Below are 20,524 nucleotides of genomic sequence, written 5' to 3' on the forward strand. Positions count from 1 at the left end.
CCGGCCCGCGGGCCCGTCCGGCGTTCCGGTCCGGGACCCGCCGGGCCCGGCGCACCCGCGCGCCGGCGCCGCCGTCGTCCCCGTCAGCCCGAGGAGCCCACGTGACCGAGACCGTGACCGCCACCCGCCAGCCCACCGCCCGTGAGGACCTGTACCGGCACGTCAACGGGGCGTGGATGGAGACCGCCTCGATCCCGGCCGACCAGGGGTCCTACGGGGCGTTCATGGAGTTGCGGGACGCCTCCGAGGTCGCGGTCCGGCGGATCGCGGAGGACGCCGCCGGGCACTTCTGGTCCGGCCCCGGGGCCAGCCGGGAGTCCGGCCCGTTCACCGCCGGGGACGACGACGCCGGGGCCCGCCGGCGCATCGGCGCCCTCTACGCCTCGTTCATGGACGAGTCCGCGGTGGAGGACCGCGGGCTGGAGCCCATCGTGGCCGACCTGGCCGAGGTGACGGCGGTGGAGACCCCCGAGGAATTCATCGAGCTCTCGGGCCGGTTCCAGCGCTCCGGGGTCAGCGGCCTGATCCACACGGGTGCCCTCAACGACGCCGGCAACCCCGAGCGCATGCTCCTGCACCTGCTGCAGGACGGCCTGGGCCTGCCGGACGAGTCCTACTACCGCGAGGAGCGTTTCGCCCCCCTCGTGGCGGACTACCGCCAGCACGTGGCCAACATGTTCCAGCTCGGCGGCATCGGCGGGGACTCCCCGGAGACCCGCTCGGACGCGGACCGCGTGGTGGACCTCGAGGCCCGTATCGCCGCCGCCCACTGGGACGTGGTGAAGTGCCGGGACGCCGTGGCCCGCTACAACCTGCTGGACCGCTCCGCGCTGCTGGACTCCTTCCCGCTCGCCGAGCGCTGGCTCGAGGGCATCGGCGCCGCCGGCTCGCGCAGCGCCGAGGTGGTCGCCTGGCAGCCGGACTTCCTCGCGGCGATGCAGCGCCTGCTCGTGGAGGCCGACCTGGAGGACTGGAAGCTGTGGCTGCAGCTGCAGGTGCTGCGCTCGGCCGCCCCGTACCTCACGGAGGCCTTCGTGGAGGAGCACTTCAGCTTCTACGGCCGCAAGCTCGCCGGGGCGGAGGAGGTCAAGCCGCGGTGGAAGCGCGGCGTGGGCTTCGTCAACGGCGCGGTGGGCGAGGACGTGGCCCGGCTCTACGTGGCGCGGCACTTCCCCGAGGGGCACAAGGCGGCCATGGACGAGCTGGTCTCCACGCTGCTCGAGGCCTACCGGCGGTCCATCACCACGCTCGAGTGGATGGGGGAGGAGACCCGGCAGCGGGCCCTGGAGAAGCTGTCCATGTTCAAGCCGATGGTCGGGTACCCGGTGAAGTGGATCGACTACTCCGCCCTCGAGGTGGACCCCGAGGACCTCGTGGCCAACGTGCGGGCCGCCGCCGCGTTCGGCTTCGAGCGGGACCTGTCCAAGATCGAGACGGGGCCGGACCCGGAGGAGTGGCACATGACCCCGCAGACGGTCAACGCCTACTACTCGCCCCTGGAGAACGCGATCGTGTTCCCGGCGGCCATCCTGCAGCCGCCGTTCTTCCACCCGGACCGCGACCCCGCGGAGAACTTCGGGGCCATCGGCGCGGTGATCGGCCACGAGATCGGCCACGGCTTCGACGACCAGGGCTCGCAGTATGCCGGGGACGGCTCGCTGCAGAACTGGTGGACGGACGAGGACCGCGCCGCGTTCGAGCAGCGCACCGCGCGGCTCGTGGACCAGTACGAGGTCCTCTCCCCCGCCGAGGCGCCGGAGCACCACGTCAACGGGCGGCTCACCCTGGGCGAGAACATCGGGGACCTGGGCGGGCTGGGCATCGCGTACGAGGCCCTCGGGATCTGGCGCGAGGAGCACGGCGACGCCGGCCCGGCCGGCGACGGCGGCGGGGTGGCCGACGGCGACGTGCCCACGGTCGGCGGCGCCGGGGCGGCGCGGGCCGGGGCCCGGCCGCAGGCGGACGGCCCGGCCGAGCGGGCGGACGCGGAGGCGGCGCGCGTGGAGCAGGACCGGGCGTTCTTCGCCTCCTGGGCCGAGTGCTGGCGCCAGCTGTCCCGGCCGGAGACCACCATCACCCGGATCACCTCGGACCCGCACTCCCCGAACGAGTTCCGGTGCAACCAGGTGGTGAAGAACCTCGACGCCTTCCACGAGGCCTTCGGCACCGAGCCGGGGGACCCCATGTGGCTGGACCCGGCCGACCGCGTCACCATCTGGTGAGCCGTAGACTGGTGGACCGTGACGACCCAGAACACCCCGGTCCCGCCGGCGACGGCGGGCGGCCAGCCCAGCGACCCCACGACGAGCGACCAGCGGCAGGTGCGCCGGGACAAGCGCGGTGAGATCCTCGCCGCCGGCCGGGAGGCGTACCCCGTCGCCGTGGAGCGCACGCACTCCCTGACCGAGGTCCGCGCCGCGTACCCGGACCTGGAGCCGGGGGCCGAGACCGGTGAGCGGGTCGCCGTGGCCGGGCGCGTGGTGTTCCTGCGCAACACCGGCAAGCTGTGCTTCGCGACGCTCCAGGAGGGCGGCGAGGACGGCGCCGGGGCCCGGCTGCAGGTCATGGTCTCCCTGGCCAAGGTCGGGGAGGAGTCCCTCGCGGACTGGAAGCGCCTCGTGGACCTGGGCGACCACCTGGCGGTCCAGGGCGAGGTGATCGCCTCGCGGCGCGGGGAGCTGTCCATCATGGCCGAGGGCTGGCAGATGGCCTCCAAGGCGTTGCGGCCGCTGCCCGTGCTGCACGCCGAGCTCAACGAGGAGACGCGGGTGCGCCAGCGCTACGCGGACCTCATCGTGCGCCCCGAGGCACGGCAGATGGTGCACACCCGGGCCGCGGTCATCCGCTCGATCCGGCGCACCCTCGAGGACCACGGCTACGTGGAGGTGGAGACCCCCATCCTCCAGCTCATCCACGGCGGCGCCCACGCCCGCCCCTTCAAGACGCACCTGAACGCGTTCGACCAGGACATGACCCTGCGCATCGCCACCGAGCTCTACCTCAAGCGGGCCGTGGTGGGCGGCATCGACCGGGTCTTCGAGATCGGCCGGGTGTTCCGCAACGAGGGCGTGGACTCCACCCACTCCCCGGAGTTCACCACCCTGGAGTCCTACGAGGCCTGGGCGGACATGCACGTCATGGCCCGGCGGATGCAGGAGATGATCCTCAACGCCGCGGACGCCGTCGGCGCCGGGCGCACGCTCGAGACCCCGCGCGGCACCGTGGACCTGGGCGGGGAGTGGCGCTGGCTGGCCGTGTACCCCGGGCTGTCCGAGGCCGTGGGCCAGGAGGTCACCCCGGACACCCCGGCGGACGTGCTGCGTCGGATCGCCGAGGAGCACGAGGTGGCCTTCGACCCGTTCTGGGACGAGCAGAAGCTCGTGATCGAGCTGTTCGGGGAGATCGTGGAGCCCACGCTCATCAACCCCACGTTCGTGTACAACTACCCGCCGGCGGCCCAGCCGCTGGCGCGCCCGCACCGCTCCGAGCCCGGGGTGATCGAGGCCTGGGACCTCATCATCGGCGGCATGGAGCGGGGCACCGCCTTCTCCGAGCTCATCGACCCGGTCATCCAGCGCGAGCGGCTCACCGCCCAGTCCGAGGCCGCCGCCGCGGGCGACGACGAGGCCATGCAGCTCGACGAGGACTTCCTGCGCGCGCTGGAGTACGGCGCCCCGCCGATGGGCGGCATCGGCCTCGGCATCGATCGCCTGGTCATGCTCTTCACCGGCGCCGGCATCCGGGAGACCATCCTGTTCCCGCTGCTCAAGCCGGAGGCGCCGGGGGCCGCCGGCTGATGGCCTCGTTCTGGGAGTACTTCTCCGTCCTGGCCCCCTCCGTGGGGCTGGGGCTCATCTTCTGGCTCGTGATGCGCTCCCTGTTCCGCGCCGACAGCGGCGAGCGGAAGGCGCGGGCCGAGCTGGAGGAGCGCGAGGCGCGCGAGTGGGCGCGGCTGCGCGCCGAGCGGGAGGGCACGGCGCCCCCCGCGGAGCCGGGGCCCGGGCGCGACGACGCCGCGGGCTGACGGGACGCCGCAGCGGGCTGACGGGACGCCGCAGCGGGATCCCGGGCCACCCCTGCCCGGAATGCCCTGCTCAATGGGACATTCCCGGACACGGGATGCCCCATTGTGGAGCGGGGACTTCGCCGTGGGGGTCGCGATCCAGTCCGCTCAAGTTGAACAATTCCTTAATCATCCGGGATACTGGGGACCGGCGCCGGATCCTCGACCGCGGAATCTTCATTCCCCTGACGGGATATTCGATCAACCGGTGTCGGTGAACGTCAGATCGACTGACGCACCGGGCTCGACCGAAGGGGAAACGCCGTGGCGCAGAAAGTGGAAGTGGTCTTGGTTGACGATCTAGACGGAACTCCGGCCGAGGAGACGCTCCAGTTCGCCCTGGACGGTCGGCACTACGAGATCGACCTCTCGGCGGAGCACGCGAAGGAACTGCGGACCACGCTCAAGGCGTACATCCGCAAGGCGCGCGCGGTCGCCCCGCCGGCCCCCGCCAACGAGGCGGCGAAGATCCGGGAGTGGGCGGCGGAGAACGGCTACGAGGTGTCCCAGCGCGGACGGCTGCACCGGGACATCGTGGAGGCCTACCGCAACGCCAAGAAGTAGCCCGGCGCCGGGGCTCCGGAAGGCTCCCGGGCGGCTGTTCTCCCTGTGGCGAACAGTCGCCCGCAGCCGTCCACCGGTGCGTAGCATCGGAGGCACAGTCAGCAAGGAGTGTGCCCATGTTTGAGAGATTCACGGACCGTGCCCGGCGGGTGGTGGTGCTCGCGCAGGAAGAGGCGCGGATGCTCAACCACAGCTACATCGGTACCGAGCACATCCTGCTCGGTCTGATCCACGAAGGCGAGGGAGTGGCCGCCAAGGCCCTCGAGTCGCTCAACATCTCCCTGGGGGCCGTGCGCGAGCAGGTCCAGGAGATCATCGGCCAGGGCCAGCAGACCCCCTCCGGCCACATCCCCTTCACGCCGCGCGCGAAGAAGGTCCTGGAGCTCTCCCTGCGCGAGGCGCTGCAGCTGGGCCACAACTACATCGGCACCGAGCACATCCTGCTCGGCCTCATCCGCGAGGGCGAGGGCGTCGCCGCCCAGGTGCTCGTGAAGCTCGGGGCGGACCTGAACCGCGTCCGCCAGACGGTCATCCAGCTGCTGTCCGGCTACCAGGGCGGGGCCGGCGGCAAGGAGGCCGCGGGGGCCGGAGTGTCCTCCGGCGGCCAGACCGAGGGCGCCCCGGCCGGCTCCGTGGTGCTGGACCAGTTCGGCCGGAACCTCACCGCCGCCGCCCGCGAGGGCAAGCTGGACCCGGTGATCGGCCGCGCGCTCGAGATGGAGCGCGTCATGCAGGTGCTCTCCCGGCGCACCAAGAACAACCCGGTCCTGATCGGCGAGCCCGGCGTCGGCAAGACCGCCGTGGTCGAGGGCCTGGCCCAGGCGATCGTGCGCGGGGACGTGCCGGAGACGCTGACGGACAAGCAGCTGTACACGCTGGACCTCGGGTCCCTCGTGGCCGGCTCCCGCTACCGCGGTGACTTCGAGGAACGCCTGAAGAAGGTCCTCAAGGAGATCCGCACCCGCGGGGACATCATCCTGTTCATCGACGAGATCCACACCCTCGTCGGGGCCGGTGCCGCCGAGGGCGCGATCGACGCGGCCTCCATCCTCAAGCCCATGCTGGCCCGCGGCGAGCTGCAGACCATCGGCGCCACCACGCTGGACGAGTACCGCAAGCACATCGAGAAGGACGCCGCGCTCGAGCGCCGCTTCCAGCCGATCCAGGTCAACGAGCCCTCCGTGGACGAGACCACCGAGATCCTGCGCGGCCTGCGGGACCGCTACGAGGCCCACCACCGGGTGTCCATCACCGAGGACGCCCTGCGGGCCGCCGCCTCCCTCGCGGACCGCTACATCTCCGACCGGTTCCTGCCGGACAAGGCGATCGACCTGATCGACGAGGCCGGGGCGCGGCTGCGCATCAAGCGCATGACCACCCCGCCGGAGATCAAGGAGTACGACTCCCGGATCGCCGAGGTGCGCGCCGAGAAGGAGGCGGCCATCGACGGCCAGGACTTCGAGGGCGCCGCCAACCTGCGCGACCAGGAGCAGAAGCTCACGGACGAGCGCAACCGCAAGGAAGAGGAGTGGCGCACCGGCGTCACCGAGGGCATCGCCGAGGTGAACGAGGACCTCATCGCGGAGGTGCTGTCCGCCTCCACCGGCATCCCGGTCTTCAAGCTCACCGAGGAGGAGACCGACCGCCTGCGGAACATGGAGGCCGAGCTCCACCAGCGGGTCATCGGCCAGGACGAGGCCATCAAGTCCCTGTCCCAGGCCATCCGGCGCACCCGGGCCGGGCTCAAGGACCCGCACCGGCCCTCGGGCTCGTTCATCTTCGCCGGGCCCACGGGCGTCGGCAAGACCGAGCTGGCCAAGGCGCTGGCGGAGTTCCTGTTCGGGGACGAGGACGCCCTCATCACCCTGGACATGTCCGAGTTCCAGGAGAAGCACACCGTCTCCCGGCTCTTCGGTGCCCCTCCCGGCTACGTCGGGTACGAGGAGGGCGGCCAGCTGACCGAGAAGGTCCGCCGCCGGCCGTTCTCCGTGGTGCTGTTCGACGAGGTGGAGAAGGCGCACGCCGACCTGTTCAACTCCCTCCTGCAGATCCTCGAGGACGGTCGCCTGACCGACTCCCAGGGCCGCGTGGTGGACTTCAAGAACACCGTGATCATCATGACCACGAACCTCGGCACCAAGGACATCTCCAAGGGCGTCATGACGGGCTTCCAGTCCGCCTCGGACACCCAGACCGGGTACGACCGGATGAAGGGCAAGGTCCAGGAGGAACTGCGCCAGCACTTCCGGCCCGAGTTTCTCAACCGCGTGGACGACGTCATCGTCTTCCCCCAGCTGTCCAAGGGCGAGATCGTGCAGATCGTGGACCTGTTCATCGCCCGGCTGCAGAAGCGGCTGGACGACCAGGACCTCACCATCACGGTCACCCCGGCCGCGAAGGGCTTCCTGGCGGACCGCGGCTACGACCCGGCCTTCGGTGCCCGCCCGCTGCGGCGGACCATCCAGCACCTGGTGGAGGACCAGCTCTCGGAGAAGATCCTCTTCGGGGAGATCCTCCCGGGCTCGAGCATCACCGTGGACCTCGAGGGCGAGGGGGAGACCGCCAAGCTCACCTTCGCCTCCAGCGGCAGGCCCGAGGCGATCGAGGGCACGCACGTGGCCGGCGAGATCGAGGCGCAGGCCTCCGGCCAGTGACCCCGGCGGGTGCCGGTCCCCGGACCGGCACCCCTCCCGCCACCCTCGACCCGCTGTCCCCCGCGGGCCCGGGTCCCGTCGCCGCCCCGGCCGGGGCCGACGTCGGTGCGGTCCGGGCTCCGGGACGCGGCCGGCGGAGCGGCGGAGCGGCCCCGGCCGGCTCCCGCCCGTCCCGTGATCGCCCGCCCACCGCGGGCCTACACTGAACCGATGGACTCCCCCCAGCTGCACCTCCGTCCGGCTCGGACGCAGGACGTCCCGGCGATCCGCGCCCTCGTGGAGCCGCTCGCGCGCCAGCGGGTGCTGCTCCAGAAGGAGGCGGTGGCCTACTACGAGGCCATCCAGGAGTTCCTCGTGGCGGAGGCCCCGGACGGTTCCCTCGCGGGCTTCGGGGCCCTGCACGTGATCTGGGAGGACATCGCCGAGGTGCGCACGCTGGCCACCTCCCCGGACTGGCGGGGGCACGGCGTGGGGCACCTGCTGCTCGAGCGGCTGCTGGACCGGGCGCGGTCCGTGGGCGTGGGCCGGGTGTTCTGCCTGACGTTCGAGGTGGAGTTCTTCACGCGCCATGGCTTCGAGGTCATGGCGGACCAGTCCGCGGTGGACCCTGAGGTCTACTCGGAGCTGCTGCGCTCGCACGACGAGGGCGTGGCCGAGTTCCTCGACCTGGCCCGGGTCAAGCCCAACACCCTCGGCAACACCCGCATGATCCACCACCTGTGATGCCTTGCGGGCCGGGCCCGCTCGTGGTTTCTTGTGGTGACAGGCCACCGGCACCGGGCCGGGGCCCGTCTGGTCAAGGAGGTTCCCCATGGGTACCGGAGATCGCGTGGAACACGGCATGGAGGAGGCCAAGGGCAAGATCAAGCAGGGCATCGGCGAGGCGACGGACAACGACCGCCTGAAGTCCGAGGGCCGTGCCGACGAGGCCAAGGGCAACCTCAAGAACGCCGTCGAGGACGTCAAGGACGCCTTCCGCGGGGACAAGCACTGACCCGCTGATCCCCGGGACCCGTTCCGGCGCCCCGGGGCCCTCGGCCCGGAGACCCCTCAGCCCGGAAGGCTGAGCGTGGGCTCCGGGCCGTCGTCGTGACGGACCGCGAGCCCGTCCGCGAGCAGCCCCGCCACACAGCGGTCCAGCTGGGCGTCCTCGGGACGGTGCGAGCCCAGGCGCCCGGACTCCTGTGTGCGCCGCGGCAGGGCCGCCACGGGGACCGGGCCCTCCTCCCGGAGCAGGGCCATGATGGCGCCGCGCACCTGCCGGTCCGTGCCGGCCCAGGCCTGCCCGGTGGGGCGGTAGTGCGGCTCGGGCATGCCGGCGGCGCGCCAGGCGCACAGGTCCGCCACGGGGCACTCCCCGCAGCGCGGGGAGCGGGCCGTGCACACCAGGGCGCCCAGCTCCATCACGGCCGCGTTCCAGCGGCACGCCTCGTCCCGGTCCGCCGGCATGAGGTCCCGGGCCAGGGCCATCTCGGCGGCGGTCAGCGACTTCTCCGGCAGGGCCCGGCCGGAGACGAGCCGGGCGTGGACGCGACGGATGTTGGTGTCCACCACGACCTCCGGCTGGCCGAAGGCGAAGCACGCCACGGCGGCCGCCGTGTAGGCGCCGACGCCCGGCAGCGCCAGCAGTTGCCCGTGGTCGGCGGGGACGAGCCCGCCCGGGGACTCGGCGATGGCCGCCGCCGCGGCCTGCAGGCGCAGGGCGCGCCGGGGGTAGCCCAGGCGGCCCCACGCCCGGATGACCTCCGCGGCCGGTTCGCGTGCGAGGTCCGCCGGGGTGGGCCAGCGTTCCATCCAGGCAGTCCACACGGGCAGGACCCGGACCACGGGGGTCTGCTGGAGCATGATCTCGCTGACCAGGATCCCCCAGGGGGTGCACGCCGGGTCCCGCCACGGCAGGTCCCGGCCGTGGGCGGCGAACCAGCCGTTGACGCGCCGGTGCAGGGTGGCCGTGATCCCCTCCGGGGAGGGCGCGGACCGGGCATCAGGCATGCGTTCCAGTCTAGTGCCGGGTTACTGCCGGATTCCCGGGGGCGCGAGCCGTAGTCTGGAGCCATGTCGAGTGCGCCCCGAAACAGCGGTCTGCTGGGTCCGCAGCCCCCCGAGGTCTACCGGCGTCGCCGCCTCACGGCCCTCGTGCTCCTGCTCGTCGTCCTGGCGGTCGTCGTGGGCCTGGTGTGGTGGCTGGTGTCCCTGTTCCGGCCGGACGGGGGCGACGCCGGCCAGGCCGCCGCGCCCGCGTCCCCCGTCGCGACCGCCCCGGCCTCCCCCGCCGGGGACCAGGCGTCGCCCGGGTCCCCCGACCCCTCCGCCAGCCCCGGCGCGACCGGCGGCGCCAGCGCCTCCCCCTCCGACGGGGCCTCGCCCTCCGACGGTGCCTCGGCGTCCCCGGACGCCTCGGACGGGGCCTCGCCGAGCGCGACCGCACCCGAGTGCCTGCCCGGCGACCTGGTGGTCTCCGGGGCCACCGACCGGCAGGCGTACGGCGAGGGGGAGGATCCCGTGCTGGAACTGCGGGTGGACAACACGGGCCAGGAGCCGTGCCAGGCCAACCTCGGCACCACCCAGCAGGTCTTCACCGTGTACTCGGGCTCGGACCGGATCTTCTCCACCGAGGACTGCCAGGTGGAGGGGCAGGACGCGATGATGGTCATCTCCCCGGGCGAGCAGGAGCGCTCCCGGTTCACGTGGCCGCGCGTGCGCTCGGCCCCGCAGTGCGCCGAGGTCACCGCGACGCCCGGCAGCGGCACCTACCGCCTGGAGGTCTCCCTCGGCGACCTGACCGCCCAGCCGGTGACCTTCACGCTGCAGTAGCGCCGTCCGGCCCGCACCCCGGGGTCCGGCCGTGGCCGGGTGGGCCCTCGGCCCGATGACCCCGGGGCGCGGCCGCGGGCGTCCGCGGGCCGCCGGGAGCCGCCGGCCGGCTCAGCCCCCGACCCAGTGGCGCATGGTCTTGAGCGCCTCCTCGAGGGTGGCCACCTCGGAGACGGTGACGTTCTCCGGCAGCTCGCCGAGCGGCTCCGGCGAGACCGGCACGACCGCCCGGCGGAAGCCCAGGCGCGCGGCCTCGCGGATCCGCCGGCCGATGCCCGGCACGGGGCGCACCTCCCCGGCGAGCCCGAGCTCCCCGAAGGCGATCATGCCCGAGGGGACCGGCGCCTTGACCTTGGCGCTCGCGATCGCCAGGGCCGCCGCGAGGTCCGAGGCGGGCTCGGTCAGCCGCACGCCGCCCACGGTGGCCACGTAGCAGTCGTCGTCCGTCAGCGGGAAGCCGGCCCGCCGCTGCAGGATGGCCAAGATCATGGTGATCCGGGCGGAGTCCAGGCCGCTCACGGTGCGCCGGGCGGCGCCCTGGCCCGAGGGCGTCAGCAGGGACTGCACCTCCGCCACGAGGGGGCGCCGGCCCTCCAGGGTGACCGTCACGCACGTGCCCTCCACGGCGGTCTTCGTGCCCGAGAGGAAGAGCCCGGAGGGGTCCTCGAGGGACAGGATGCCCGAGTCGCCCAGGTCGAAGCAGCCGACCTCGTCCGTGGGGCCGAAGCGGTTCTTCACGGCGCGCACGAGCCGCAGGCGCGAGTGGCGCTCGCCCTCGAACTGGCAGACCACGTCCACGAGGTGCTCGAGCAGCCGCGGGCCGGCGATCGAGCCGTCCTTGGTCACGTGCCCCACCAGCACGGTGGTCATGTTGCGGTTCTTCGCCTCGGTGATGAGGCTGGCCGCCACCTCGCGCACCTGGGTGACGCCCCCGGCGGTGCCCTCCACGGACTGCGACTGCAGGGTCTGCACGGAGTCCACGACGAGCAGGTCCGGGTCCGCCTTCTCGATCTGGCCCAGCACGCGGCCGAGGTCCGTCTCGGCCGCGAGGAACAGCGTGTCCGCGACGGCACCGATGCGGTCCGCGCGCAGGCGCACCTGGGCGGCGGACTCCTCCCCGGTCACGTACAGCACGGTCCGGGTGGCGCCCTCCGGCCGGCGGTGCCGGGCCACCTTGGCGGCCACGTCCAGCAGGAGGGTGGACTTGCCGATGCCCGGTTCGCCGGCCATCAGCACGACGGCGCCCGGGACCAGCCCGCCGCCGAGGACGCGGTCCAGCTCGGACACCCCGGTGGTGTGGAAGCGCGCCTGGGAGGCGTCCACGTCCCCGATGGGCACGGCGGGCACGGCCACGGTCGCGGCCGGGGTGCGCCCGGCGGTGGCGTCCGCACCGGTCTCCACCACGGTGCCCCAGGCCTGGCACTCCCCGCACCGGCCGACCCACTTGGCCGTGGTCCAGCCGCACTCGCTGCAGCGGTAGCCGGGGTTCGCGCGCTTCGCGGTCTTCGTTGCCATGCACCAAGGCTAGTGGCGGGGCCGGACGCGATAGCGCCGCGCCGGCTCAGAGCCGCGGGAGGTAGGACACGGCCTCCTCGTGCGTGGCCCCGGTGGCCTCGAGCAGGTCGACCATCATGGGCCGCAGCAGCATCACGAGGGCCTCGCCGTGCAGCGAGGTCGCGCCGAGGTCGGCCGGGTCCAGCCGCGCGGCGGCGCCGCCCAGGGCGTCGCGCGCCACGGACAGGGACCGGTGCCGCCCCCGGGCGCCGGGCTCGCCGAGCGAGCGGCCCAGGATCGCGACGGCGTCCGCCGCCTCGTCGAACCAGTCCGCGAGCCGCTGGACGCCCTCCTCGTCCAGGGAGTCGTTGTCGATGACGCTGATCACCCGCCGGGCCACGATGCGCAGGCTGCGCACCGCCAGGTCCGACTTCTCCACGGCGTGCGCGGTGGACTCCAGCTGGGGCCGGGCGCGGCGCTGGGTGGGGGAGAAGGTGGCCACCTCGCGGGCGTTGCGGATGTCCTTCTGCAGGTTGTCCACCGCCGCCTGCGTCCCCCGGCAGGCCACGAGCGCCATCCACGCGGTGCGCGAGTCCCCGCCGCGCAGCGCCTCCGAGCAGTCCCGCAGGGTGCGGGTCATGGTCGCGTGCAGGTCCCGCAGCCCGGTGGCCGCGTCCTTCTGCAGGTTCTTGGGGTACAGCAGCGTGACGAGCAGGGCGATGAGGCCCCCGACGACGGCGTCCTGGCTGCGCGTGAACGGCCCGCCCTGCCCGGCGGGCAGCAGGACGACGAGGATGGACTGCAGGCTCATCTGCAGGGTGAAGGCGGCGCCGGAGTCCAGGAAGCGGGCCACCATGATGGACGTGAAGACCACCAGCACGGCCTGCCAGTAGCCCTGGCCCAGCGCGTGCTGCATCAGGTCGCCGATGAGGATCCCCAGCGTGCAGCCCGCCGCCACCTCGACGACCTTGCGCACCTTGGGGTCGCGGTTGAACCCCAGGGCGATGAGCGAGGCGGTGGCCGCGAAGAGCGGGTCCTCGTGGCCCAGGACGAACTCGGCGAAGACGTAGGCGAGCACGGCGCAGACGGCGCTGAGGGCGGCCGGCACCACGCTCGAGCGCACCCGGGCCGCCCCGGCCCGCACGCGCCGGCGGCCGAAGGACCGCGTGCGTGACCACGCCTCCCGCAGGGCGGGGGACCGGGCGGCCCGGGAGGCGGTCTCGTGCATGGCACCAGCCTACGGCGGGCGGTGGGGGACGGGCCGAAGGACCACCCCGGGCGGACCCTTGCCCTGCCACACCCTACCGGTCGATGTCGTGAGATTACTCACAATGACGACGCCGGCGGGGCCCGCGCGCCGCCCGGTCCGGGGCTCGGGATGCGCACCCCAGGGCCGGGATTCCGGGCTGCGGTGGGCGCTGCGGGGCCACGCGTCCGCGTCGGGGGCGGTGGGCTCGTTAAGGTCGCGTTAATCTTCGACCGCCCTCCGTGTCACCTTCCGCCCCTAGCTTCTTCGATGGAACGAGGCCCGCAGCACCAGGAGTCCCGCGCCCGTGAGACCACGGGCAGCCGGTGGCGATGGCCTCGCCGGCACTGTCGTCAAACTCGAAAGAGGCATCCCGTGAAGGCTCTCCGCTTCGGCCGCTCCGCTGCCGTCCTGTCCGTCGCCGCCCTCGCCCTGACCGCCTGCGGCGGCAACGGCGGCTCCTCCGAGTCCCCCGCGGCCGAGGGCGGCTCCGGCTCGGCCCCCGCCGAGGTGCAGGGCACCCTGATCGGTGGTGGCGCCTCCTCGCAGGAGTCGGCCATGACCGCGTGGACCAACGGCGTGACCGAGGTCCAGTCGGGCCTGACCGTCCAGTACGACCCGGTGGGCTCCGGCTCCGGCCGCGAGGGCTTCCTGGCCGGCCAGTACTCCTTCGCCGGCTCCGACGCCGCGATGGACGAGGAGGAGATGACCCAGGCCCAGGACGTCTGCGGCCCGGAGGGCGTCTTCCACGTCCCGGCCTACATCTCCCCGGTCGCCGTGGCCTACAACCTCGAGGGCGTCGACGAGAACATCAAGATGGACGCCGAGACCATCGCCAAGGTCTTCACCGGCGAGATCACCACCTGGAACGACCCGGCCATCGCCGAGCAGAACGAGGGCGTCGAGCTGCCGGACACCCCGATCACCGTGGTGCACCGCGCCGACGACTCGGGCACCACCGAGAACTTCACCGAGTACCTCGCCGCCGCCGCCCCCGAGGCCTGGACCTACGACGTCGTCGAGACCTGGCCCTCCGAGATCACCGCCGAGTCCGCCCAGCAGACCTCCGGTGTCGTCTCCCTGACCCAGTCCACCGACGGCGCCATCACCTACGCCGACGCCTCCCAGATCGGCGAGCTCGGCACCGTGGACGTCAAGGTCGGCGAGGAGTACGTGCCCTACTCCTCCGAGGCCGCCGCCGCCGCCGTCGAGAAGGCGGAGCCGGCCGAGGCCGGGGCCGTCGAGCTCGACCGCAAGACCACCGAGGCCGGCGTCTACCCGATCGTGCTCGTCTCCTACCACATCTACTGCAACCAGTACCAGGACCAGGAGACCGCCGACATGGCCAAGGCCTTCGGCGAGTACGTGGTCTCCGAGGAGGGCCAGGCCGCCGCCGAGGAGTCCGCCGGCAGCGCCCCGATCTCCGACAAGACCCGCGAGGCCGCCCTGGAGGACATCCAGGCCATCTCGGTCCAGGGCTGACCCCCGGTTCCGACCGGTCTTGACAGACACCTGACGCAGCCGCCGGTCCCTCCTCGTGAGGACCGGCGGCTGCGTCATGCTTAGATTGGCCATCCGACCCCCCGGATGCGGGATCACCGCCCGCACCACGAACTCCGAAGGGAGTCCCCGTGACTGACACAGCCACCGAGCCGTCCAAGGAGACGTCGCTCAAGGGCTCGCGCGGCGGCGCGGCCGGAGACAGCGTCTTCTCCGGACTGGCGCTGGCTGCCGGTGCCCTGATCCTGCTCGTGCTCGCCTTCGTGGCGATCTTCCTGGTGTACGAGTCCCTGCCGGCCCTGTGGCCGGAGGTGTTCTCGAACCGGGACTCCATCGAGAGCGCGGACACGTTCTGGCAGTACGTCTGGCCGCTCATGGCCGGCACGCTGATCGCGTCCGTCATCGCGATCATCCTGGCCACCCCCGTGGCCGTGGGCATCGCCCTGTACATCTCGCACTACGCCCCGCGGTCCATCGCGACCCCGGTCGGCTACGTGATCGACCTGCTGGCCGCGATCCCCTCCGTGGTGTTCGGCGCGTGGGGCATGACCGTGCTCGCGGGGGCCATGGTGCCGATCTACGGCTGGCTCAACGAGTACCTGGGCTGGATCCCGCTGTTCTCCGGCTCCCCGTCCACGACGGGCCGCACGCTGCTGACGGCGGCCGTGGTGCTGGCCGTGATGATCCTGCCGATCATCACCTCGCTGTGCCGCGAGATCTTCCTGCAGACCCCCAAGCTGCACGAGGAGGCCGCCCTCGCCCTCGGCGCGACCCGCTGGGAGATGGTCAAGATGACCGTCTTCCCGTTCGCCCGCGCCGGGATCGTGTCCTCGGTCATGCTGGGCCTCGGCCGTGCCCTGGGCGAGACGATGGCGGTGACCCTCGTGCTGTCCCCGGGCATCTTCTCCTGGAGCCTCCTGCAGTCGGGCCGCAACGCGACGATCCCGTCGGAGATCGCGCTGAACTTCCCCGAGGCCTTCGGCATGCGCCAGTCCGAGCTGATCGCGGCCGGCCTGATGCTGTTCATCATCACCCTCGCGGTCAACATGGTGGCCCGCTGGATCGTGAGCCGCCACAAGGAATTCTCGGGAGCGAACTGATGACGATGACGAACGACACCGCTGCCCGGCACCGCGCTCCCCAGCAGGGCCCCCGGCAGAGGAACTCGCTGACCGCCGGCCAGATGCCCGGCTGGACCTGGATGGCCGTACTGGCCGGCGCCCTCGTGGTGGCCGCCGGGCTCACCGCACTGGTGGGCGCGGGCGGGTTCAGCTGGGTGGGCTGGCTGGTCCTCTCCGCCGTCCTCTACGTGGCCGGCATGTACGTGACCACCCTGGTGGTGGAGAACCGCCGGCGCGCCACGGACGGGTTCTGGCGCAACCTCGTGTGGGCCGCCTTCATCCTGGCCCTCATCCCGCTCCTCTCCGTCATCTGGACGGTGCTGGCCAACGGCCTGCCCACGCTGATCGAGACCCCGCAGCTGCTGTGGCGGGACATGCAGGGCGTGACCGGCGCGGACGACATCGCCACGGTCGAGGAGGGGGCGCCGCTCGCGGGCGGCTTCCTGCACGGCCTCGTGGGCACCCTGATGATCACCCTGCTGGCGACCGTCATCTCCGTGCCCATCGGCCTGCTCACCTCCATCTACCTCGTGGAGTACGGACGGGGCGGCTGGTTCTCCCGGTCCATCGTGTTCTTCGTGGACGTCATGACCGGCATCCCGTCCATCGTGGCCGGCCTGTTCGCCTTCGCCCTCATGGAGCTGGTGATCACCTCGATCCTGGGCGAGGGCCCGCGCCAGCTGCAGATGGTCAAGATGGGCCTGTCCGCGGCGATCGCCCTGTCCGTGCTGATGATCCCCGTGGTCGTCCGCTCCACGGAGGAGATGCTGCGCGTGGTGCCCAACGAGCTGCGGGAGGCCTCCTACGCGCTGGGCGTGCGCAAGTGGCGGACGATCTTCAAGGTCGTGCTGCCCACGGCCATGTCCGGCATCGCCTCCGGTGTCACCCTGGCCATCGCCCGGGTGACCGGCGAGACCGCCCCCATCCTGGTGACGGCCGGCTACGCCGCCACCGTGAACTGGAACCCGTTCGGCGAGTGGATGACCGCCCTGCCGGTCTACATCTACCGCCAGCTGATGAACCCCACGGCCCCGGCCGCCGGCCTGCCGTCCGCGGAGCGCGCCTGGGCGGCCGCGCTCGTGCTGATCGTGATCGTGATGCTGCTCAACCTCGCGGCCCGCATCATCGCCAAGGCGTTTGCGCCGAAGAAGACCGGCCGCTGAGCCGAGCAGACTGCTAGAGAAGGAAAGCTCCATGTCCAAGCGCATCGACGCCATCGACCTGAACGTCTACTACGGCGGCTTCCGCGCCGTGGAGGGCGTGAACATCAACATCGAGCCGCGGTCCGTCACCGCGTTCATCGGCCCCTCGGGCTGCGGCAAGACCACCTTCCTGCGCACCATCAACCGCATGCACGAGGTCCTGCCCGGGGCCCGCGCCGAGGGCAAGATGCTGCTGGACGGGGAGGACATCTACGCCCCCGGCGTGGACCCCGTGACCGTCCGCACCATGGTGGGCATGGTGTTCCAGCGGCCGAACCCGTTCCCCACCATGTCCATCCGGGACAACATCCTGGCGGGCTACAAGCTCAACGGCACCCGGATGTCCAAGTCCGCGGCGGACGACATCGTGGAGAAGTCCCTGCGGGGGGCCAACCTGTGGAACGAGGTCAAGGACCGCCTCGACAAGCCCGGCTCCGGCCTGTCCGGCGGCCAGCAGCAGCGGCTGTGCATCGCCCGCTCCATCGCCGTGGAGCCGGACGTCATCCTGATGGACGAGCCGTGCTCGGCGCTGGACCCGATCTCCACGCTGGCGATCGAGGACCTCATCAACGAGCTCAAGGACAACTACACGGTCGTCATCGTCACCCACAACATGCAGCAGGCCGCTCGCGTGGCGGACAAGACCGCGTTCTTCAACATCGCCGGCACCGGCAAGCCCGGCAAGCTCATCGAGTACGACGACACCTCCGTCATCTTCAACAACCCCAAGAACAAGCAGACCGAGGACTACGTCTCCGGTCGCTTCGGCTGACCGGGAGACCGGGGGCGAGCGCTCCCGGGCACCCACGGGGCGGGATCCGGCGCGGGTCCCGCCCCGTCGTCGTCCCCGGGGTCCCGCGCGGCCGGCCTCGACGCGCCGCCCGGCCCGCCCCGTCGTCGTCCCCGGGGTCCCGGTCGCGCCCTCCGGCGCGGCGCGCTCAGAGCAGGGGGGTGCCCGCCGCGGCGAGGAGCAGGGCCGCGCCGCCGCAGGCGAGGAACGTGACCACCCAGTAGGACGCGATGCGGGAGAGCTCCTGCCAGCGCACCGCCGTGTAGCGCTGGTTCTGCCCGGCGCCGGCGATCGCCCCCACCGTGGCGTGCGTGGAGGACAGGGGCAGGTGGAGGGCGTAGGAGCCGGCGAACAGCAGCAGGGCGCTCACCGTGGAGGCGACGGCGGAGCGGAGGGGATCGAGGACCACGATCCGCTCGGTCAGGGTGTGCGCGATCCGCCAGCCCCCGAGGAGGGTGCCGAGGCCCAGGATGCCTCCCGCGAGCACGGGGATCCACCACGCGGACCCGAGGGAGATGCCGGCGGGGACGAAGGCCAGGAGCAGGCCGAAGCTGACCCGCTGGCCGGACTGCACCCCGTGGCCCAGGGCGTTGGCGGCCCCGGTGACGGACAGCGCCATCCGGGCCACCCGGTTCACGGTCCGGGTGGCCGCCTCCCGGCCGAGCCAGGCCGCAGGGGTGACGAGCAGCCACGAGAGGAGCCAGGCCAGGCCCGGGGTGACCACCAGCCCCAGCGTCACCACCAGCACGAGGCCCCACCACCAGTCCATGTCGATCCCGTGGTCGCCCGTGATCGCCAGGGCGGCGCTGCCCCCGACCAGCCCGGCCAGCAGGGAGTGCGTCATGGACACGGGCATCCCGCGGGCCCAGGCGAACAGGCCCCAGCCCACGGCCCCCAGCAGGGCGGCGGTGCCGAGCAGCAGTCCGGAGCCGCCCTGGTAGAGGCCCGGCGGCAGCGCGGCCCACGCCGTGGAGAGGAGGCCGCCGGAGAGCACTCCGCCCACCGCGTTCATCGCGGCCGCCAGCACCAGGGCCGACCCCGGCGTCAGGGCGCGGCTGCGCACGGGCAGCGCGATGGCGTTGGGGGCGTCGCGGAAGCCGTTGACGAGGCCGAAGGCGAGGGACAGCGCGACGACGACGACCGTCATCACCAGCAGCGTGGTGGGCACCGGTCAGGACTCCCGCACGAGGACGCGGCCGAGGTGGACGGCGACCTGGCGGACGGCGGCGACGGCAGCCTCCAGGCCGCGGGCGGTCTCCCGCTGGCGGTTGTAGTTGCGCTGGAGCAGGTCCCCGGTCATCCCCGAGACCCACTGGACCAGGAGGCGCTCGGCCCGCGTGCACATGCGCTGCAGCTGGACCCAGGTCTCCTCCAGCTGGTCGAGGTCCCGGAACTGGCGCGTCGCGTCCTCGAGCAGGTCGGCCTGGCGGCCCAGGATCTCCAGGATGTCCATGGCCTCGCCGGGCAGGCGGTACTGCTGGGTGGCGATGATGACGCCGCCGGCGATGCAGACCTTGTCCACCGCGTTGTTGAGGCCGTCCGCCAGGAGGTAGAGGTCCTCCCGCGGCAGCGGGGTGATGAAGGCGCTGCGCAGGCTGGTCATGAGGCCCATGAGCCGGGCCGTGGCCTCGGCGTCGATCCGGGCCAGTTCGGCGTCCACGTCCGCCGCGTGGGCGGGGGTGGAGCCCATCAACTGGGAGACCTGGTCCACGGCGGAGCGCATGGCTGCGGTGAGGGCGGCGAGGTGTTCGAGGCTGGCGGAGTCCGGTGCGAGCAACCGGGACAGGGAGAAGCTCATCACCCCGTAGGATAGCCCGCCGCGGGGTCCCGGGGCGGCGTCCGGAGTCCTGTTGAGCGACGTCCGGGGGGAGGGCGGTGCCGGACCGGGAACGCCTCTCGGCGAGTGGCCGCTCGTGGCGGCGAGATATTGGAGCCCGGGGTTACCGCGGCCCGGCACCGGCATCCAGTGTGCGCGCCGGACGGGGCCGCTGTCCACCGCGGGAGGCGGGATCAGCCCGCGGCGGAACCGGGAATGCGCGAGGGCGGCCCCTCAGTCCAGGGTGCCGGCGCGCCAGGCCGCCGCGGCCTCCTCCAGCTCCTCGGCCGTGCCGAGCAGCCGCTTGGCCTGCCGCAGGAGGGCGCCCGCCTGCTCCGGCCGGCCCGCCTCCAGCGCCTCGGCGTGGTGGGCCTGGCCGAGGCAGACCACGCGGCAGTACGCCGCGGCGCGCTCGAGGGCCACGTCGAAGTCCCCGGTGAAGGCGCCCGTGAGGATGTGGTCGGTGAGCACCTGCAGCTCGCGGGCGCCCGGGGGCTCGATCGCCCCCGCGATGGCCCGGGCCACGTGGGCGCCGTAGCCGGCGCGGTACCACGCGGCCCACTGGGCGCCGTTGCGGGTCGTGGCGGTGCGCAGGGCGTACAGCCGCCACAGGGCGCCGCCGAGGGAGATCGCGGGGGCGTCGGCCCACAGTCCCGCCACGGTGTCGATGCCGGTCTCCTCCACCAGCCCCACGAGCCGCTGCACCGCCTGCTCGTCCGCGCCGCCGCGGCCGCCCTCGACCAGCGCGCGCGCCAGCAGGGCCGCGCCCTCCGCCGTCTCCGCCGGGTCCGGGCCGCCCTCGAAGGGGGCGAACTGCTCGGGAGCGAACGGCCGGGGCCGGTGGTGCCGGACGGTGCCGGCCGCCGTCGAGCTCGGGGACCGGTGGGACTGCCTCCGGGGGGACGTCACGGGTGGGGGACCTCTCGAGGTGCGGGGACGGGGGTTCCCCCACGGTACGCCTCCATCCTGAGGGGTGGCTGGCCGTGGCCGTGCGCCGTGCCCGCCGGCCTCCGCGGGCCGGATCCCCGGGTCCGACGGCGGCCCCGTCCGGTAGCATGGACAGCGGCCTCGGGCAGGCCGGGGGCCTTTAGCTCAGTTGGTAGAGCATCGGACTTTTAATCCGCTGGTCGCGGGTTCGAGCCCCGCAGGGCCCACCACCGGGCGGTCCCCGCCGTGGACGGCGTCCGCGGCGGGGACCGTCGCCGTCCGGGAGGACGGGTGCTCGCCCCTCGCCGCGCGAGAGGTTTCGGAATGGTCACG

The 20,524-nt window shown here is 72.8% G+C and carries 18 protein-coding genes and 1 tRNA gene; 13 read left to right on the forward strand and 6 right to left on the reverse strand.

Annotation, left to right across the window (positions count from 1 at the left end; all coding sequences use genetic code 11):
• Positions 1-101: 101 nt before the first annotated feature.
• The 7 genes from E7744_RS00355 to E7744_RS00385 all read left to right on the forward strand — a co-directional run bounded on the left by E7744_RS00355 (position 102) and on the right by E7744_RS00385 (position 8,275).
• A complete protein-coding gene (locus E7744_RS00355; RefSeq protein WP_371415359.1) occupies positions 102-2,222 on the forward strand; it encodes a M13 family metallopeptidase in 2,121 nt (706 codons plus the stop codon).
• A gap of 18 nt (positions 2,223-2,240) precedes the next feature.
• The gene (gene lysS / locus E7744_RS00360; protein ID WP_137772399.1) at positions 2,241-3,797 is read left to right on the forward strand and encodes a lysine--tRNA ligase; all 1,557 of its coding nucleotides are present in this window, start codon (positions 2,241-2,243) and stop codon (positions 3,795-3,797) included.
• On the forward strand, positions 3,797-4,024 hold the full coding sequence (locus tag E7744_RS00365) for a hypothetical protein (protein WP_137772400.1): 228 nt from the start codon (positions 3,797-3,799) through the stop codon (positions 4,022-4,024). Before lysS ends, E7744_RS00365 begins: the two co-directional genes overlap by 1 nt.
• 303 nt (positions 4,025-4,327) lie before the next feature.
• Positions 4,328-4,627, forward strand: coding sequence for an Lsr2 family protein (locus E7744_RS00370; RefSeq protein WP_137772401.1), 300 nt, complete (start codon positions 4,328-4,330; stop codon positions 4,625-4,627).
• Positions 4,628-4,743: 116 nt separating this feature from the next.
• On the forward strand, positions 4,744-7,281 hold the full coding sequence (locus E7744_RS00375) for an ATP-dependent Clp protease ATP-binding subunit (protein ID WP_137772402.1): 2,538 nt from the start codon (positions 4,744-4,746) through the stop codon (positions 7,279-7,281).
• A gap of 210 nt (positions 7,282-7,491) precedes the next feature.
• The gene (locus E7744_RS00380) at positions 7,492-8,004 is read left to right on the forward strand and encodes an amino-acid N-acetyltransferase (protein ID WP_137772403.1); all 513 of its coding nucleotides are present in this window, start codon (positions 7,492-7,494) and stop codon (positions 8,002-8,004) included.
• Between the two features lie 88 nt (positions 8,005-8,092).
• A complete protein-coding gene (locus tag E7744_RS00385; protein WP_137772404.1) occupies positions 8,093-8,275 on the forward strand; it encodes a CsbD family protein in 183 nt (60 codons plus the stop codon).
• 56 nt (positions 8,276-8,331) lie between these two features.
• Here the strand turns inward: E7744_RS00385 and E7744_RS00390 are convergent, their stop codons facing one another.
• Positions 8,332-9,273, reverse strand: coding sequence for an A/G-specific adenine glycosylase (locus E7744_RS00390; protein ID WP_137772405.1), 942 nt, complete (start codon positions 9,271-9,273; stop codon positions 8,332-8,334).
• 63 nt (positions 9,274-9,336) lie between these two features.
• On the opposite strand from E7744_RS00390, the gene E7744_RS00395 reads away from it, so the two are divergent.
• Complete coding sequence (locus E7744_RS00395) at positions 9,337-10,095, forward strand: hypothetical protein (protein ID WP_137772406.1); 759 nt, start codon at positions 9,337-9,339, stop codon at positions 10,093-10,095.
• 111 nt (positions 10,096-10,206) lie between these two features.
• Here E7744_RS00395 and radA read toward each other — a convergent pair whose 3' ends face one another.
• Complete coding sequence (radA, locus tag E7744_RS00400; protein WP_137772407.1) at positions 10,207-11,610, reverse strand: DNA repair protein RadA; 1,404 nt, start codon at positions 11,608-11,610, stop codon at positions 10,207-10,209.
• A gap of 46 nt (positions 11,611-11,656) precedes the next feature.
• Entirely contained in the window at positions 11,657-12,817 is a 1,161-nt protein-coding gene (locus tag E7744_RS00405) for an aromatic acid exporter family protein (protein WP_137772408.1), read from the reverse strand.
• A 393-nt stretch (positions 12,818-13,210) separates the two neighbouring features.
• Here E7744_RS00405 and E7744_RS00410 point away from each other — a divergent pair, with 393 nt between their 5' ends.
• The 4 genes from E7744_RS00410 to pstB all read left to right on the forward strand — a co-directional run bounded on the left by E7744_RS00410 (position 13,211) and on the right by pstB (position 17,430).
• Positions 13,211-14,317, forward strand: coding sequence for a phosphate ABC transporter substrate-binding protein PstS (locus E7744_RS00410; RefSeq protein WP_137772409.1), 1,107 nt, complete (start codon positions 13,211-13,213; stop codon positions 14,315-14,317).
• Positions 14,318-14,466: 149 nt separating this feature from the next.
• A complete protein-coding gene (gene pstC / locus E7744_RS00415; protein WP_137772410.1) occupies positions 14,467-15,435 on the forward strand; it encodes a phosphate ABC transporter permease subunit PstC in 969 nt (322 codons plus the stop codon).
• Positions 15,435-16,619, forward strand: coding sequence for a phosphate ABC transporter permease PstA (gene pstA / locus E7744_RS00420; protein WP_137772411.1), 1,185 nt, complete (start codon positions 15,435-15,437; stop codon positions 16,617-16,619). Before pstC ends, pstA begins: the two co-directional genes overlap by 1 nt.
• 31 nt (positions 16,620-16,650) lie before the next feature.
• The gene (gene pstB / locus E7744_RS00425; RefSeq protein WP_137772412.1) at positions 16,651-17,430 is read left to right on the forward strand and encodes a phosphate ABC transporter ATP-binding protein PstB; all 780 of its coding nucleotides are present in this window, start codon (positions 16,651-16,653) and stop codon (positions 17,428-17,430) included.
• 166 nt (positions 17,431-17,596) lie between these two features.
• Here the strand turns inward: pstB and E7744_RS00430 are convergent, their stop codons facing one another.
• The 3 genes from E7744_RS00430 to E7744_RS00440 all read right to left on the reverse strand — a co-directional run bounded on the left by E7744_RS00430 (position 17,597) and on the right by E7744_RS00440 (position 20,173).
• Complete coding sequence (locus tag E7744_RS00430; RefSeq protein WP_137772413.1) at positions 17,597-18,616, reverse strand: inorganic phosphate transporter; 1,020 nt, start codon at positions 18,614-18,616, stop codon at positions 17,597-17,599.
• Between the two features lie 3 nt (positions 18,617-18,619).
• Positions 18,620-19,246: a hypothetical protein gene (locus E7744_RS00435; RefSeq protein WP_137772414.1), complete on the reverse strand. Its 627-nt coding sequence runs from the start codon at positions 19,244-19,246 to the stop codon at positions 18,620-18,622.
• A gap of 252 nt (positions 19,247-19,498) precedes the next feature.
• Positions 19,499-20,173 (reverse strand): hypothetical protein, encoded by a 675-nt coding sequence (locus tag E7744_RS00440; protein WP_137772415.1) that lies wholly within the window; start codon positions 20,171-20,173, stop codon positions 19,499-19,501.
• A 172-nt stretch (positions 20,174-20,345) separates the two neighbouring features.
• Between E7744_RS00440 and E7744_RS00445 the strand changes: the two genes are divergently transcribed.
• Positions 20,346-20,421: transfer RNA gene (locus tag E7744_RS00445), tRNA-Lys, on the forward strand.
• The last annotated feature ends 103 nt before the right edge of the window (positions 20,422-20,524 follow it).

It is taken from the genome of Citricoccus sp. SGAir0253 (assembly GCF_005877055.1).
Taxonomy (GTDB): domain Bacteria; phylum Actinomycetota; class Actinomycetes; order Actinomycetales; family Micrococcaceae; genus Citricoccus.

What these genes read in the sequence shown, in the direction of transcription:
- E7744_RS00365 (WP_137772400.1), top strand. Translation starts at nt 3,797, where the DNA reads ATGGCCTCGTTCTGGGAGTACTTCTCCGTCCTGGCCCCCTCCGTGGGG.
- E7744_RS00375 (WP_137772402.1), top strand. Translation starts at nt 4,744, where the DNA reads ATGTTTGAGAGATTCACGGACCGTGCCCGGCGGGTGGTGGTGCTCGCG.
- E7744_RS00380 (WP_137772403.1), top strand. Translation starts at nt 7,492, where the DNA reads ATGGACTCCCCCCAGCTGCACCTCCGTCCGGCTCGGACGCAGGACGTC.
- E7744_RS00385 (WP_137772404.1), top strand. Translation starts at nt 8,093, where the DNA reads ATGGGTACCGGAGATCGCGTGGAACACGGCATGGAGGAGGCCAAGGGC.
- E7744_RS00390 (WP_137772405.1), bottom strand. Translation starts at nt 9,273, where the DNA reads ATGCCTGATGCCCGGTCCGCGCCCTCCCCGGAGGGGATCACGGCCACC.
- E7744_RS00395 (WP_137772406.1), top strand. Translation starts at nt 9,337, where the DNA reads ATGTCGAGTGCGCCCCGAAACAGCGGTCTGCTGGGTCCGCAGCCCCCC.
- radA (WP_137772407.1), bottom strand. Translation starts at nt 11,610, where the DNA reads ATGGCAACGAAGACCGCGAAGCGCGCGAACCCCGGCTACCGCTGCAGC.
- E7744_RS00405 (WP_137772408.1), bottom strand. Translation starts at nt 12,817, where the DNA reads ATGCACGAGACCGCCTCCCGGGCCGCCCGGTCCCCCGCCCTGCGGGAG.
- pstA (WP_137772411.1), top strand. Translation starts at nt 15,435, where the DNA reads ATGACGATGACGAACGACACCGCTGCCCGGCACCGCGCTCCCCAGCAG.
- pstB (WP_137772412.1), top strand. Translation starts at nt 16,651, where the DNA reads ATGTCCAAGCGCATCGACGCCATCGACCTGAACGTCTACTACGGCGGC.
- E7744_RS00435 (WP_137772414.1), bottom strand. Translation starts at nt 19,246, where the DNA reads ATGAGCTTCTCCCTGTCCCGGTTGCTCGCACCGGACTCCGCCAGCCTC.